The sequence below is a fragment of the Parabacteroides sp. AF17-28 genome (assembly GCF_003479205.1).
In the GTDB taxonomy this organism is placed as follows: domain Bacteria; phylum Bacteroidota; class Bacteroidia; order Bacteroidales; family Tannerellaceae; genus Parabacteroides; species Parabacteroides acidifaciens.
Map to the genome: position 1 here is coordinate 75,175 of NZ_QUGV01000014.1, position 14,321 is coordinate 89,495.

The window sequence follows — 14,321 nt, forward strand, 5'->3', positions numbered from 1 at the left end:
TTGCGGGCTTGCCCCGTAACCTCATTCTGGGCTGATTTACAGTGATTAGAATGAGATGGCGGGTCAAGCCCGCCAGGACGCAGACGCTATAAATAGGACTTTTGACACATCCCCATTCTTACAACTGTATCTGTATAAGTAAGCGTGAAGGTCCTGACTCGTCAAGATCGCTTGCGAAATGGTATTGCAGTACTTCATGGGTTTATAGTGCCGTAAAGGAATGAATAACCCGGCAGATAGAATGAACGATGCGGGGTGTGTGCCCCCTCCAGACCTACCCGCTATTCATGTTACAGCCGTGAAACAAAAGAAATCCAACTGTAACATAGAAAGAAGACAGTTGTGACATAAAAGGAATACAGCCGTAACATGCAATAGAGGACCGGGGTTATCCGTTATTGATTCACTATTTGCCAAAAGTGAGCTGTAAATAATTTATCTGTGAGTTTTAGACAAAAGAACAAACTTAGACGAATCCTTGAATTTATAATGGGGCTGTTGGGCTTTTTGTTGAACCTGAAAAAGGAAGATCAGCGGATAGAGATCTTTCGGACAGTATCGCCGATACGGACGATGTAGTACCCTTTGGCAATATCTACGGCGTATTCGCCGGAGGGCTGCTTCATCGGAATCTCTTTCACACGGATGCCTACCACGCTGTAGATCTCGAGCTTGCTGCCGGCCGGCGCATTCTCTACCACGATCTTGTTGTCGTAGGCGCTTATCTCTATGGAGTCCGGGTCTTTATCCTTCTCTTTGGCGGCTGTAGTAGTGGTGGTAGACACAGTTGTATTCGCCTGCTGTGCCATCACCTCAAGCGGACAACCGGCCCATACAGCCAGCAATAGAATGATTGAAAATAGTACTTTCATATTCCAAACCCTAATTTCGTACAAATGTAGGAATATTTTTTGGATAATAATGAAGCATCTGGAATATTAATGATTAAATAGCTTTTTCAGCCGTTTTGTATTTTGCCGACAGTCCCAGACGGCGGCAATCCGTATGGTGCTTCTTTTTACATAATAGATGATTTTATAATGCTTGTTGGATATTAATGAACGATATTCTTTGGCTTCATCCGTTAGCAGAAGCTCTTTAGGAGCCATAAATGGAAATTGAAGAAGCCGATCTGCATCATCAATCAAGCTGTTATAGATCTTGGTCGCGAGCATTTCGCTATGATTGGAATAAAAATCGTAAATATTGTCAAGGTCTTTTTTGGCAGATTTACTCCATTTGATGGTCATTTGCATAGTGGGTGTCTTTTTCTTAATTCGTCACTTGTATAATACCTTCCCATCCTAAAGTCTTCTTCCGCCTCTTCCAGATGCTTTTTAAGTTCTTCGATCGTATATTGGCAAGGCGGTTGCTCGCGACGAACCATGCGATGTAGATATTTTTCCACCCGGTTTACATCCTCTTCTGAGTCGAGCATACTGATTGCTTTTTGCAGTTTGCTCTTTTTAAGTTCTAATTCCATAGCTGTCATGATTATATCCTCTCTTTCTTTTTTATGTATTGATATCCTCACAAAGATACAATAATCCCGGGACAAACCCTCTTGTTCCCCCAAATTTTCAATTTTCAATTCTCCATTTTCAATTATAAGGGTATCACCATCCCCTCATTCCCCAGAATCGTGCCGGGGAAGACAGCTTCGGCTTCGCGGTGGAGGTCGGTGAGGTCGTCGTAGCGGGCGGAGTAGTGGCCGATGACGAGGCGTTTCACCTGGGCATCGCGTGCTATCTCGGCTGCTTGGCGGGCGGTGGAGTGGAAGGTTTCTTTGGCGCGTGCCAGGTCGCACTCGGCAAAGGTCGCTTCGTGATAGAGCAGGTCGACACCTTCGATGATAGGGATGATGGAACGGTTGTAGGCTGTATCCGAGCAGAACGCATACCGCTTAGGCGCTGCTGCCGGACGCGTCAGGCGGGCGTTGGGGATGACTTCGCCTTCGGGGGTGACGTAGTCCTGTCCCTGCTTGATGTCTTTCATGCAGCGGACGGGAACTTGGTAGAAATCCGTCATCTCGCGGATGATATGCGCCTCCTTCGGCTTTTCGGCAAAGAGGTAACCGCAGGTGGGGATACGGTGTTTCAGGGGAATAGACCAGACCGACAATGAGCGGTCTTCCATCACTAACGAATGGCTGCGGGTGTCTACGGTGTTGAAACGGACGTCGAACTCCATGCCCCGGCAGAACAAATCCATCACCGGACGGAGGTAGGTCTCCACCTCCTTCGGACCGTGTACGACCAGTTCGCCGGTACGTCCTAACATGCCGAGCGTAGAGATCAGTCCGGGCAAGCCGAAGCAATGGTCGCCATGCAGATGGGAGATGAAAATATGGGCGAGACGGCCGAAGCGGACACGCATATTGCGCATCTGTACCTGTGTACCTTCCCCACAATCAATCATATATAATTTATCTCGTAAATCTACTACCTGAGAAGTTGCCAGATGCCGCGTGGTAGGTAACGCTGAGCCGCATCCCAATATATTTATGCTAAAATCTGCCATGAGGTTTCATCGGAATATTTCATTGCAAAGATAATACAAAAGCATTGGCGTTCTGTGAAAAATAACAAAAAATGCGGGAAGATTGTTCCGGGGATGGCAGGTATTCTATATATTTGTTTGCTGTCCTCGAATGGAAGCTATTTAGAGTCAGTAGAAAAGACTTAAGATATTTTCATCTAAGCCTTAACTAACTTTTTCTTTTTGTTTAAAACGGTTAAATGTAGAAACGGCCAAGCGTGAGCTTCGCCGTTTCCTTTGTTTTACAAGGGGGTGTTAATAAGTATGTCCCTTATCACTCTCCATTTCCTTCTCATTAATTTTCCGCAGGTCGAGTGCACGCCAGGCATAGAATATATACGCCAGGACGAACGGCACGAGGATAGAGACGTAACTCATTACCTTCAACGTGAACGGACTGGAACAGCTATTCTCGATCGTCAGCGAACTTTGCAGGTCGGCAATGGACGGATAATAAGCCGTATTGTTCCAACCGGCGCAAAGCAGCAAGGCTAACACGGTCAGTACCGTACCTGTCCCGCAATACCAGATTCCCTTTTTCCATGTCCCCGGCAAAATCGTACGGATAATGCCATAGAGAACACCTACGACACCGACCAGCAGTATCACAGTTACGGCAGGCATCTCAATCAGGTTGGTGAAGTATTTATACGGTTGCATGAACACCTCTTTTGTCTCCGGATTGACTGCAAAACCATCCGCAAAAAGCAGGTGCACGAGGAAGGTGAGGAAGAATACGAGGAACAGTGCCGTCTCTATCACCAGATGTTTGCGGCATCTTACCGTAATCTCCGCATCGTCTATATTATTAATAAAGTAAAGCAACGCCTGGATACGTGCCAGGAAGAACACGGCCAATCCAAGGCATACGTTCCAGAACACAAAGGCCGCTTCAAGCCCGTGCCAGGGGTTTGCCCAGGTGGAGATCACCGGCATGGCGACATCGGTCAGTTGTCCTTTATTGACGATAAACTCCGCTCCGTTGAAGAACGTCCCGACAGCTGTCCCGAGCAGGATCGGGCCCAGGATGCCGTTGAGCAACAGGAATACCTGGTAGGTCTTTTTACCTAACAGGTTTCCCTTTTTCGACTGGTATTCGTACGACACGGCCTGCAGGACGAAACAAGCGAGAATCAGCATCCATACCCAGTAGGCGCCACCGAAGCTGGTCGAATAGAATAAAGGGAAAGAGGCGAAGAACGCACCTCCGAAAGTGACCAGTGTCGTGAAGGTAAATTCCCATTTACGCCCGGTCGAGTTCAATAACATCTTTTGCTGCAATTCCGTCTTGCCGATGGTGAAAAGCAAAGACTGTCCGCCCTGTACGAAAAGCAGGAAAACCAATAGTGCTCCTAACAGGGAAACGAGGAACCACCAGTAATGCTGTAATAATATATATGTACTATCCATAGCGCTCTTTTAATTTTTAATTCATAATTCTTATTTTACTGAAGGTCCTTTCTTAATCGCTTTCACCATTATGCCGATCTCAGCAATCAGCAGGACGGTGAAGAGAAGGAGGAAGAGGAAGAAAGTAGTCTGTACCGACGAGGTGGCCAGTTTGGAGACGGATGCACTGGTCGGCAGGATGTCTTGGATGGCCCAGGGTTGGCGTCCCACTTCGGCTACGATCCAGCCGGCTTGCCCGGCTATGTAGGCCAGAGGAATGGTCCACAGGCTTGCCCATTGCAGCCAGCGGGCATCGGCAAACTTGTCTTTCTTGCTCCATATCAGGGCAATGATAAATAAGAGAATGAAATATCCGCCCAGGATCACCATGACGCGGAATGAATAGAATGTGAGTCCTACGTGCGGAACCAGGTCGGCCGGATCTTTGATATATCCGTATCCGAAGTAGGCAAAATTATCGTCCAGCAGCGTACGGGCTTGCTTCGCGGCAACCTGGTCTTTGTCTTTCACGGCCTTGCGATAGTCGGCAAGTGCCTGGATGGCAATCTGTCCTTTTTCGATCTTTTCGGCGGCAGAGAGGGCTGTCGTTCCTTTGTTTGTCGTATAGCCGCCTTCGATCAGGTTGACGATACCCGGTACGTAGGCGTCCGCTTTGCGTTCGGCAAGAAAGGATAGGAGTTTAGGAAGCTTTAGATCGAAGATGAACGGATTTTCGTTGTCCTTATAGCTTGTCTTGTCGGGATTCAGCATGCCGATGGCAACCAGTCCCATGCCGTTGCCGCCTTCGTAGAGCCCTTCCATTGCAGCAAGCTTCATCGGTTGCTTCTGGGCTACCTGGTAGGCCGAGCCGTCACCTGTCCATATAATAAGGATAGAGGCTACGAGGCCGAAGATGGCGCCGACTTTAATACTTTCGAGTGAGAATTGTTTATCCCGGTTCTTCAACAGATACCAACTGCTGATACCGATAACGAATACGGCTCCCACAACCCAGCCGGAGAGTACGGTGTGGAAGAATTTATTGATGGCGACGGGTGATAAGGCAACCGCCCAGAAGTCGAACATCTCGTTGCGAACGGTATCCGGGTTAAACTGCATGCCTGCCGGATGCTGCATCCAGGCATTGGCAATCAGAATCCAGAGTGCGGAAAGGGTTGCTCCAATGATCGTCAGCCATGTCGAAGCCAGGTGGAAACGTTTGCTGACCTTGTCCCAGCCGAAAAACATAACGGCTATGAACGTTGCTTCCATAAAGAAAGCCAAGATTCCTTCTATAGCTAACGGGGCGCCGAAGATGTCTCCGACGAACCAACTGTAATTGGACCAGTTGGTCCCGAACTCAAATTCGAGGATAAGCCCGGTGGCCACACCGATGGCAAAGTTAATACCGAACAGCTTCATCCAGAACTGCGCTGTCTTTTTCCAAAATTCGTTACCTGTCTTGTAGTAGATGGTCTCCATGATGGCTTGTATAACGCCGAGCCCCAGAGTCAGGGGGACGAAAAGCCAGTGATACATGGCGGTGAGAGCGAATTGCGCCCTCGACCAGTCAATCAATGAAGTGTCAATGCTTGCGATCATGATTATTATAATTTAAGGAGTAATTGCCCTGTTGATCAATTCACCTGAAACGTGCTCTTCCTTTGCGGAATCTCCTTCAAACTTCCCTAAATAATTAGGAAAGAAAAACAGTTTTAAGATAAAAAACATGATGAAGAGCTTGACCAATATGATTAGCCACAACGTTTTACCCAGTTTCATTTCGCGGAATCCTTCCAGGTAAAAATGATAAATTCGTATGTGTATTGGTTCTTTTTCCATGTTGGTATCGTATCTTAATAACAGAAAATCAAGTGAATTAGTTTTCTCTATCTACAAATATAGGCAATGCGTTAATTCGGTTTCCCCTAAAAGCATAGATATTATTTATGAAAAAATAGATATTGTCTATAATCACTGTTAAAAAAAACTATTTTGATAAAGAAAGCCCGAAGGAAGACTTGCCGTTATTTTCGCATTGGCTATATTTGCGTCAGTTTGTGTTTTTATATGACGAGAAATCACATCGAATATTATAATTAAGTGCTAATCTATAAAAAATTATTACTATGTCGAACATTTCAAGAAGATCTTTTCTTCAAAGAGGAGCCGCTGCTGCCGCAGCGTTCTCTATCGTGCCAGGTTCCGTTCTTGGTAAATCTCATGGATATGTAGCTCCGACTGACAAGTTGAATATTGCAGCTGTCGGTATTGGTGGTATGGGTAATGCCAACCTCAAGAACATGGAAAAAACAGAAAATATCGTAGCTCTTTGCGATATTGACTGGAGATATGCCAAACCGGTATTCGATCGTCATCCGAATGCTAAGAAGTATTGGGACTATCGCAAGATGTATGACGAAATGGGTAAGTCTTTTGACGCTGTATTGGTGGCTACAGCCGACCATACACACGCCATTATCACTGCTGATGCATTGACAATGGGTAAACACGTTTATACCCAGAAACCGTTGACCCACTCGGTTTACGAATCCCGTTTGCTGACTAAATTAGCTAAAAAGTATAATGTAGCAACTCAGATGGGTAACCAGGGTTCTTCTGCAACAGATACTGATTTGGTTTGTGAATGGATCTGGAACGGTGAAATCGGTGAAGTAACGAAAGTGGAATGTGCCACTAACCGTCCTATCTGGCCGCAGGGCTTGAACGCTCCTGAAAAGGCTGATAAGATTCCTTCTACCCTGAACTGGGATTTGTTTACTGGTCCTGCAAAGGTTCGTCCTTATAATAAAATATATCATCCCTGGAACTGGCGCGGATGGTGGGATTATGGTACAGGTGCTTTGGGTGATATGGCTTGCCACATCATGCAGCCGGTATTTACTTCCCTGAATTTAGGTTATCCTATCAAAGTACAGGGTTCTTCTACTCTGTTGCTGGCTGACTGCGCTCCTAATGCACAGCACGTAAAAATGGTATTCCCGGCTCGTGACAATATGCCGAAGGTGGGTCTGCCGGAAGTTGAAGTGCATTGGTATGATGGCGGTATGATGCCGGATCGTCCGGAAGGATTCCCTGATGGTATGGAACTGATGGGCCCGGGTGGTGGCTTGTGTATCTTCCACGGTACGAAAGACACGCTGATCTGCGGTTGCTATGGACAGAAACCTTGGTTGTTGTCAGGTCGTGTGCCTAACGCTCCGAAAGTTTGCCGTCGCGTAGAAAACGCTATGGGTGGTGGTCACGAACAAGACTGGATCCGCGCTTGTAAAGAAAGCCCGAGCAGCCGTGTAATGACTAAGTCTGATTTCTCTATGTCAGGACCGATGAACGAAATGGTGGTTATGGGTGTATTGGCAATCCGTTTGCAGACACTGAACAAAGAACTGCTGTGGGATGGTCCTAACATGAAGTTCACCAATATCAAGGACGACGAAGTAATTAAGATCATTAAGAAAGACGACTTCAAGATCGTCGACGGTGACCCGAAATTCAACAAGATCTGGACTGATCCGGTTCCTGCTAAACAATTCGCTGAAGAATTGATCAAGCATAACTATCGTGAAGGCTGGAACTTGCCTGCTATGCCGTGATAATTGTTTTAAACAGATAAAATAGAATGAAAAAGTCAGTATTATTAGCAAGTGCCGCAGTGATGATGTGTTATTTCACATCTTGTGGCGGTAAGAAAACAGAAGAAGCTGCCGCTCCAGCAGAAGAGGCAACAACAGAAGCAGCCGTTCCTGAATACAGAATCATGGACGAACTGCCGACAGTTGACCTGTCTACTTTCCCGAAAGATATAGACGGAAAGATCACTTTGTTCGACGGCAAGACGCTGAACGGCTGGAGAGGTTATAACCGTGAAGATGCTCCTACAAGATGGAGTGTGGATGACGGTGCTATCCATATGACAGGTTCAGGTGCCGGAGAAGCTGGTGCTAAAGATGGTGGCGACCTGGTTTTCGCTCACAAATTCAAAAACTATGAACTTGAATTTGAATGGAAAGTGGGTAAAGGCTCTAACTCTGGTGTTCTGTATATGATCCAGGAAGTAGAAGGACAGCCTTCTTACATCTCTGCTCCTGAATATCAGGTACTCGACAATGAAAACCATCCGGATGCCAAGTTAGGTAAGGACGGTAACCGTCAGTCTGCTTCATTGTATGACATGATCCCGGCTAAGCCACAGAACTCTAAACCGTTCGGCCAGTGGAACAAAGGTAAGATCATGTGCTACAAAGGTACAGTTGTTCACTATCAGAACGACGAACCGGTTGTTGAATACCACTTGTGGACACAGCAGTGGAAAGAAATGCTGGATAAGAGCAAGTTTAGCAAAGACAAATGGCCGTTGGCATACGAACTGTTGCTGAACTGCGGTGGTGAAAACAAAGAAGGTTTCATCGGTCTGCAGGATCATGGCGACGACGTTTGGTATCGTAACATCACAATTAAAGAACTCGACTAATCAGCCGTTTCTTTGATCAAATAGAAAATCCCCGGTATCCAAACAGATACCGGGGATTTTTTTGTCCAACCTTTTTTAATTGGCACATTGGCACATTGGCATATTTATTATTTCGCCATCACCTTGATATTGCTGTAGCTGTTGCCCTCGAAATTGATACGGCCATTCTTGCCGTTGTTGACATCGAGGACGTAGTTGTTTTTGTTCTTCTGTTCGCTGCGGCTGTCGAAGTCGCTTGAAGAATTTTCTTCTACGCGGCGGGATTGTACATTGAAACCGCCTTTGATGCTGCAATTGCCATATTTCATATTATTGGCGACAACGCGGAAAGAAGCGTTTACGTCGGTATAAATATTCAGGTTTCCATAGCGGGCATCTACATCTATCTTTTCGAAGTTGGAAGCAAGGTCTTTGATGGTCAGCGTGCTGTAGCTCAGCTCATCAACCGTGATGCTTTGCTTCAATTCTTCCATCCTGCATTCGCCGTATTTCAGTTCCAGATAGCCGCTGTTAAGCCTACCCATTAGAATCTTGCCGTATTTGGCCTCAATGTTCATCTTCTGGACATTTCCGAGGTTGAGGTTGGAATATTTGCTGTCGACATTCAACTGGGAGGCGTTTTGGAGGTTCGCTTTGCCGCAATAGGCCAAATCTAACGTCGCATTATCGACGTTTGCGATATCCAGGTTGCCATACTGCACTTCTATATTCAGCGGGCCTGTGAAGTTGCCACCGTTGATGTTGCCGTATTTGGCATGGAGGTCGCATTTCCCCTTGTTGTTCTCCGGCATATAGATATTACCGTATTTCTGCGTCAGATCGCACGTCAGTTCTGCCGGCATGTTGATATAGTAGTTGATGGTGAACGATTCGTTGGAGTTATTATTCCCGTTCTGCGATCTCAGCGTTGTAACAGCCGAAACCGTGTTTCCCATCTTTTCCATCCGGATGCTGATGCGGTCGAGGGTTGCCTGCGCCCTGTCCTCATTGCGTGCCTTGGCTTCGATTGCGACGCGGATGGAGACTTCGTTTTTGTTCCAGTGCGTGATGGTGATGTTGCCGAAGCGGTTGTCCACTTGTAGAAGGTCGTTTTTGCCGACATTGAAACTCTTGTTATATTCTTTCTTCTTGATGCTTTCCTGTTTGCTTGCCCAACCGGGAAGCGCACAGAACAAGATGAGAAGCATAAGGAGGCAAGGACGGATGACCGCCTGTTTGCCGATGGCTGATTGTTGGTGAATTGCTTTCATTTTGATTGTTTATTTCTGATTTACTTTTTTATTCGTTTCCATTTTCTCCATCTGTTCCAGCATGATGTTGAGGCTTTCTAAGCTCGTGCTGTAATGCTGGTTCATGGCGTACAGGCCGTCGTTGGAGCAAGGCAGTGTAGGGAGAACCGTCTCTTCGAACATATAGTTGTCCGTCAGGACCCGTTTCGTCTCTTTCAGCAGCTCTTCCGAGCCGGGGATGCGCTGTTGTTTGTACATCGCCTGCATCTGCGAGATGATTTCGTTCATCTGCATATTGTAGTAGAGCCGGAGTTCCTCGATTTCCTCCTTCATCTGGCATTTGTGCGGCTGCGAAGCTACCGGCTTCTGCTGCGGAAGCGGTGTGCCGCCCGGCATTTTGAAGAGGAACAACAAAGCGATGCAGGCTGCTGCCGCAAAAGCACAAAGGCTGTATAGTGTGGCCCGGCTTTTGCGCGGCGCAGCGAGCTTCTGTTCGAAGCGTTCGAAGTGGCCCTCCGGTAACAGGTCGTCCTCAAAAGCTTCCCGGTTCGTGTCTATGAAATTCTTTAATTTATCCATTTTCTTAATTTGCTGCTATAATGTCCAACAATTTGCGCTTTGCCCTGAGATACTGGCTGCGTACGCTTGGCGGCTGGATCTTCAGGATGGAGGCTATTTCTTCCATGTCATATCCCTCAAAGAGGTAGAGCGAGAGGATTACGCGGTAGCCGGCAGGCAGTTTCTTACAGGCCTCCTTGACCTGGGCGACCGAGTATTGGAGCTCCTCTTCATCCGGCCCGTCGTCATCGGGTTCGGCATAATTGTCGGAGAGTTCCACCCAGTCGGGTGTCTGTCGTCTTACGTAATCAATGGCTGTATGGACGGCTATCCGGTGCATCCATGCTTCGAAACATTGCCCGTCATGATATTGGTCCAAGCGGGTGAAGATCTTCAGGAAAGCATCCTGCATGGCTTCTTCCGCCTCGGGCGCGTTCCCTACAATACGCAGGCAGGCGACGTATAATCGCTGTGCGAATTGCTTGTACAGGGTGAGCTGCGCTGTCCGGTTTCCTTTCCGGCACCCCTCGATCAGATGTGCATTTGTTTCTTCCATTTTCATATATATAAACGAGAGACAGGTGGCAACCGTTGCATACCGATAGCTCAAAAATAAGAAAAAAAGGATGATTTTGGGTATAAAAAAAGAAAGGCATCATCCCGACGCCTCTCTCCCTGAACTAAATGATAAAAATAAAAGTTATGTGGGAAGGTTATTCTTTTGATTTGTAATCCAATTCGATTGTTCTATAATCGTTTATTGCGAAGGATTTATATTTTATCTTTAACTTAACAGTCTTCCCTTCCGTGCTCGGCAACTTGTCCAGCTTGAACGAAACCAAGCCCGGGAGTGGCTGATACGTATAGTCACCATTTTCGGCACGATGACGGAATTCCAGTTCGTACGGGTCGGCGCTGTTTGTTTGTACGAGGTTGAGGAAATGTTTCTCTCCTTTATTGACCAGAAAATCGAACGTTACGTATCCGTCTTCAATCCAAGCACCGCCCGGAAACCAATTGCTGGCGCCGCTTAATGCGAGCATATCGGTCCCGTAGTAAGAGTCGTTTTCCGCACCTAAATCGGGGGCGATTTCTTTTGTCAGGAGCGTATCCATCCGTATCACCTCGACAGCTTTGTCATAATCCGAAACGACCTTGTCAGATTCTCTAAGAATAACATATGCACGTATTTCCTTTAAGTTTTCGGGTACATACGAGTTGGTCGGGAACAACGTAATACTGTCGTTCAACTGCATGTAGTAGGTATTGTCGGTTAAAGGCTTAACCGTTACAATAGCCTGTTTTTTATCTTTCCAAAATTCACTGTAGCTGTCATCAGTATCCAGACAGGAATAAAAAGTGGTTGAACCTAACAGGATTCCAAACAGAAGCATAAATGTCTTCAACGTCTTCATAGCATGTATCATCTAAATTATTATTATTTTTTGTTTCTATAGAGGAAGATGCCGGATGATCGTGAAATGCTGCAAAGATGGTTTATAAAAGATGTTAATGCTTCAGTGATTGATAGATAAGTGTTGCTGTCCGCCGGGATGCGCCGGGTTTGCCGAGCTGCCGGATAATCTCGTCGTAGCCTTCGAGCATATGGTCTCGATAGGTGCTGTCGTTTAGGATACGTCCCAGTTCTTCGTCTATCTGCCGGCGCGAGAAGCGGGCTCCGAAAAGCTCCTGCACCACTTCGCGGCCCGCAATCAGATTGACCAGCGAGATGTATTTCGTGTGGAAGAAATTCCGGAAAATGAAACTTGCCAGACGGCCGGCCGGAACATAATAGCAGACGGCTTGCGGAACACGGAAGAGGGCGGTTTCGAGCGTTGCCGTTCCGGAGGTGACCAGTGCCGCGTCGCTATGCTGTAAAAGGGGATAGGTCTTGCCAAAAACGATGCGGACGTTTGCCTCTCCTATATATTGTTTGTAAAACTCCGGTTCCAAGCCGGGAGCGCCGGCTATTACCGGCTGGTGTGTGGGATAGGCGGCTGCCACTTCCAGCATGGTCGGGAGGTTTTCCTTAATTTCCTGGCGGCGGCTACCGGCCAGCAGTGCCAGTATGGGGCGTTCGTCGAGCTGTTCGTCCACGCGGAACGTGTCGGGTTGCGCTGCCTGCTCTTCCTTATAATAGGCCACAGAGTCGACGGACGGATTGCCGACGTAATCCACCGGATAATCGAGTTTGCGGAAGAATTCCACTTCGAAGGGCAGGATGCAGAACATCCGGTCCACATAGCGGCGGAAATCCTTGATGCGGTATTGCTTCCAGGCCCATATTTTAGGTGAGATATAATAATAGACGGGCAGTCCCAATTGCGTCTTTACGAACTTCGCAATCTTCAGGTTGAAGCCCGGGTAGTCGATCAGGATCACCACATCCGGCTTGTAACTCCGGATTTCCTCCTGGCAGGCTTTCATATTACGGAGGATCGTACGCAGATTGAGCAGTACGGGGATAAAGCCCATGAAAGCCATCTCCCTGTAATGTTTCACCAACGTGCCTCCGACAGCTTGCATCAGGTCGCCTCCTAAGAAGCGGAAATCGGCTTCCGCATCCTGCTCCTTCAATGCCGCCATCAGATTCGATGCATGCAAATCTCCGGAAGCTTCTCCAGCGATTAAAAAATATTTCATATAGTTTTAATTGTCAATTGTCCATTGATTTTTTAGCTTTGCTAAAAAATCATAGTCCGTCACGTCAATCTTGCAAGGGACAAGCGAAGCGTAGCCGCTATCCAATGCCTGCGTGTCGTTGTCGGGGTGGATCGGTTTCGCGTTTTCGAATGATCCGGTGAGCCAGAATACCGGTTCGCCCGATGCGTTTTCCGAACGTTTGAATTCCTTCACCCAACGGCCGTCGGCCTGGCGGCAGACTTTCAGACCTTTCACATTCGGAGTGTTGGGGACGTTCAGGTTCAAATAAGTACCGTGCGGCAGGCCCTCTTTTATGACCCGGCGCGCCAACATGCGTCCCAGGCGGCAACATTCCGTAAAGTCGGCATCCGGACGGTGATCCAGGAGCGATACGCCCATAGACGGAATGTCGAATACGCATCCTTCCGCCGCCGCGCCCATCGTACCCGAATAGTGTACGCAGATCGCATGGTTACCGCCATGATTGATACCCGAGGCAAGCAGGTCGGGCTTCCGGTCCAGCACTTCGTTGACCGCCAGCTTTACGCAGTCCACCGGAGTCCCCGTGCAGCTGTAAACCGTCAGCCCTTTTTCTTGCTTGATCAATGTATATTTGATCGGTATGAGCGAAGTAATCGCGCTTGCCATTCCCGAACGGGGTCCGTCCGGAGCAAACACTACGATGTCTCCCAAATCCCGGAGACATTCGGTCAACTCTTTTATCCCTTTAGCTTCAACACCATCATCATTTGTTATCAGAATAAGCGGTCTATCGTTCATCATGTCTTTTTTTATTGCATACAAATATACTTACTAAAAAGCTATTTGCAAAAATAAGCATTGCCTTTCCTTGTAATCATACCAAATATGATCATATAAGGCAAAATGAGATATACGATATCGTTTTTCTATACTGGACGAAAAACGGTTTTATGTAAACATTGATGTTCAAAGCTTGTAGCCATGTCCTGAACTAAAAGCGGTTTTTCCCTACCATATATATTAATATAAAATATATACAGTTCCTTTTTTCTTCTTTTTACGATAATGAGATCCGGGAAAGAAAACAATTGTCTGTAATCACAAAAACAATTACTTTTGAATGCGAAGACAATTGCTTTTAACCACACAGACAGTTGCTTTCTCTTCAAAAATAATGAGTCAATGGGATAAAGTGCCAATATGCCAATGAAAAGAAAAAGTGCGCCTTTGTAAACCTGATGAATTACAATAACCCCCATTTTGACCGTTTTTCTATTTCGTCTGAAATCTTGATCCATTTTGGATTGACTCTTTTCAGCGTTTTAGCCTTCCCGGCTGACAATAGGCGGAATGAGGTGCCGAGCCCGTCCCGAAATGTGTGCAGTTTGATTGCCGGACGGCGGAAATACTATCAAAGTGATAAAGTTTAACTCCCGGAGAATCGCCTGTAGCAAAATAAAACGGACGGCGTTTCAAATATCCCAAGGAAA

At 46.9% G+C, this 14,321-nt stretch carries 16 protein-coding genes; 2 read left to right on the forward strand and 14 right to left on the reverse strand.

All coding sequences use genetic code 11. From position 1 onward, the window contains the following. Window positions 1-530 precede the first annotated feature (530 nt). From DWW90_RS11740 to DWW90_RS11770, 7 genes are all read right to left on the reverse strand, one after another. A complete protein-coding gene (locus tag DWW90_RS11740; protein WP_122345103.1) occupies window positions 531-872 on the reverse strand; it encodes a T9SS type A sorting domain-containing protein in 342 nt (113 codons plus the stop codon). Between the two features lie 66 nt (window positions 873-938). Continuing rightward, a complete protein-coding gene (locus DWW90_RS11745; protein ID WP_233547727.1) occupies window positions 939-1,256 on the reverse strand; it encodes a type II toxin-antitoxin system RelE/ParE family toxin in 318 nt (105 codons plus the stop codon). Beyond that, the gene (locus DWW90_RS11750; protein ID WP_233547729.1) at window positions 1,247-1,483 is read right to left on the reverse strand and encodes a hypothetical protein; all 237 of its coding nucleotides are present in this window, start codon (window positions 1,481-1,483) and stop codon (window positions 1,247-1,249) included. The genes DWW90_RS11745 and DWW90_RS11750 overlap by 10 nt, the downstream gene beginning before the upstream one ends. Before the next feature lie 122 nt (window positions 1,484-1,605). Next, window positions 1,606-2,520 carry a ribonuclease Z gene (locus DWW90_RS11755; protein ID WP_122345104.1) on the reverse strand — a complete coding sequence of 305 codons (915 nt, stop codon included), beginning with the start codon at window positions 2,518-2,520 and terminating at the stop codon, window positions 1,606-1,608. A 273-nt stretch (window positions 2,521-2,793) separates the two neighbouring features. Next, window positions 2,794-3,948 (reverse strand): cytochrome d ubiquinol oxidase subunit II, encoded by a 1,155-nt coding sequence (locus DWW90_RS11760; protein ID WP_115500771.1) that lies wholly within the window; start codon window positions 3,946-3,948, stop codon window positions 2,794-2,796. A 30-nt stretch (window positions 3,949-3,978) separates the two neighbouring features. Next, on the reverse strand, window positions 3,979-5,529 hold the full coding sequence (locus tag DWW90_RS11765) for a cytochrome ubiquinol oxidase subunit I (RefSeq protein WP_122332600.1): 1,551 nt from the start codon (window positions 5,527-5,529) through the stop codon (window positions 3,979-3,981). Between the two features lie 12 nt (window positions 5,530-5,541). Beyond that, a complete protein-coding gene (locus DWW90_RS11770; protein ID WP_115500773.1) occupies window positions 5,542-5,769 on the reverse strand; it encodes a DUF4492 domain-containing protein in 228 nt (75 codons plus the stop codon). A 287-nt stretch (window positions 5,770-6,056) separates the two neighbouring features. On the opposite strand from DWW90_RS11770, the gene DWW90_RS11775 reads away from it, so the two are divergent. Next, on the forward strand, window positions 6,057-7,541 hold the full coding sequence (locus DWW90_RS11775; RefSeq protein ID WP_122345105.1) for a Gfo/Idh/MocA family protein: 1,485 nt from the start codon (window positions 6,057-6,059) through the stop codon (window positions 7,539-7,541). A 26-nt stretch (window positions 7,542-7,567) separates the two neighbouring features. Further along, a complete protein-coding gene (locus tag DWW90_RS11780) occupies window positions 7,568-8,419 on the forward strand; it encodes a DUF1080 domain-containing protein (RefSeq protein ID WP_122345106.1) in 852 nt (283 codons plus the stop codon). Window positions 8,420-8,526: 107 nt separating this feature from the next. Here DWW90_RS11780 and DWW90_RS11785 read toward each other — a convergent pair whose 3' ends face one another. The 7 genes from DWW90_RS11785 to DWW90_RS11815 form a co-directional block, all read right to left on the reverse strand. After that, on the reverse strand, window positions 8,527-9,669 hold the full coding sequence (locus DWW90_RS11785) for a hypothetical protein (RefSeq protein WP_122345107.1): 1,143 nt from the start codon (window positions 9,667-9,669) through the stop codon (window positions 8,527-8,529). A gap of 9 nt (window positions 9,670-9,678) precedes the next feature. Then, on the reverse strand, window positions 9,679-10,227 hold the full coding sequence (locus DWW90_RS11790) for a hypothetical protein (protein WP_122345108.1): 549 nt from the start codon (window positions 10,225-10,227) through the stop codon (window positions 9,679-9,681). A 4-nt stretch (window positions 10,228-10,231) separates the two neighbouring features. Next, window positions 10,232-10,762, reverse strand: a complete 531-nt coding sequence (locus tag DWW90_RS11795; protein WP_122332611.1) for an RNA polymerase sigma factor — start codon at window positions 10,760-10,762, stop codon at window positions 10,232-10,234. Window positions 10,763-10,919: 157 nt separating this feature from the next. Beyond that, window positions 10,920-11,633 (reverse strand): NigD-like protein, encoded by a 714-nt coding sequence (locus DWW90_RS11800; protein WP_233547730.1) that lies wholly within the window; start codon window positions 11,631-11,633, stop codon window positions 10,920-10,922. Window positions 11,634-11,715: 82 nt separating this feature from the next. Then, entirely contained in the window at window positions 11,716-12,849 is a 1,134-nt protein-coding gene (lpxB, locus tag DWW90_RS11805) for a lipid-A-disaccharide synthase (protein WP_122345109.1), read from the reverse strand. Window positions 12,850-12,855: 6 nt separating this feature from the next. Next, window positions 12,856-13,632: a 5'/3'-nucleotidase SurE gene (surE, locus tag DWW90_RS11810; protein WP_199662193.1), complete on the reverse strand. Its 777-nt coding sequence runs from the start codon at window positions 13,630-13,632 to the stop codon at window positions 12,856-12,858. 125 nt (window positions 13,633-13,757) lie between these two features. After that, on the reverse strand, window positions 13,758-14,129 hold the full coding sequence (locus tag DWW90_RS11815; protein WP_147382424.1) for a hypothetical protein: 372 nt from the start codon (window positions 14,127-14,129) through the stop codon (window positions 13,758-13,760). Window positions 14,130-14,321 lie beyond the last annotated feature (192 nt).

Bases quoted from the DNA above. Each gene is read 5' to 3' on its own strand.
- DWW90_RS11740 (WP_122345103.1), bottom strand. From the start codon at position 872: ATGAAAGTACTATTTTCAATCATTCTATTGCTGGCTGTATGGGCCGGT.
- DWW90_RS11745 (WP_233547727.1), bottom strand. From the start codon at position 1,256: ATGCAAATGACCATCAAATGGAGTAAATCTGCCAAAAAAGACCTTGAC.
- DWW90_RS11750 (WP_233547729.1), bottom strand. From the start codon at position 1,483: ATGGAATTAGAACTTAAAAAGAGCAAACTGCAAAAAGCAATCAGTATG.
- DWW90_RS11755 (WP_122345104.1), bottom strand. From the start codon at position 2,520: ATGGCAGATTTTAGCATAAATATATTGGGATGCGGCTCAGCGTTACCT.
- DWW90_RS11760 (WP_115500771.1), bottom strand. From the start codon at position 3,948: ATGGATAGTACATATATATTATTACAGCATTACTGGTGGTTCCTCGTT.
- DWW90_RS11765 (WP_122332600.1), bottom strand. From the start codon at position 5,529: ATGATCGCAAGCATTGACACTTCATTGATTGACTGGTCGAGGGCGCAA.
- DWW90_RS11770 (WP_115500773.1), bottom strand. From the start codon at position 5,769: ATGGAAAAAGAACCAATACACATACGAATTTATCATTTTTACCTGGAA.
- DWW90_RS11775 (WP_122345105.1), top strand. From the start codon at position 6,057: ATGTCGAACATTTCAAGAAGATCTTTTCTTCAAAGAGGAGCCGCTGCT.
- DWW90_RS11780 (WP_122345106.1), top strand. From the start codon at position 7,568: ATGAAAAAGTCAGTATTATTAGCAAGTGCCGCAGTGATGATGTGTTAT.
- DWW90_RS11785 (WP_122345107.1), bottom strand. From the start codon at position 9,669: ATGAAAGCAATTCACCAACAATCAGCCATCGGCAAACAGGCGGTCATC.
- DWW90_RS11790 (WP_122345108.1), bottom strand. From the start codon at position 10,227: ATGGATAAATTAAAGAATTTCATAGACACGAACCGGGAAGCTTTTGAG.
- DWW90_RS11795 (WP_122332611.1), bottom strand. From the start codon at position 10,762: ATGGAAGAAACAAATGCACATCTGATCGAGGGGTGCCGGAAAGGAAAC.
- DWW90_RS11800 (WP_233547730.1), bottom strand. From the start codon at position 11,633: ATGATACATGCTATGAAGACGTTGAAGACATTTATGCTTCTGTTTGGA.
- lpxB (WP_122345109.1), bottom strand. From the start codon at position 12,849: ATGAAATATTTTTTAATCGCTGGAGAAGCTTCCGGAGATTTGCATGCA.
- surE (WP_199662193.1), bottom strand. From the start codon at position 13,632: ATGATGAACGATAGACCGCTTATTCTGATAACAAATGATGATGGTGTT.
- DWW90_RS11815 (WP_147382424.1), bottom strand. From the start codon at position 14,129: ATGGATCAAGATTTCAGACGAAATAGAAAAACGGTCAAAATGGGGGTT.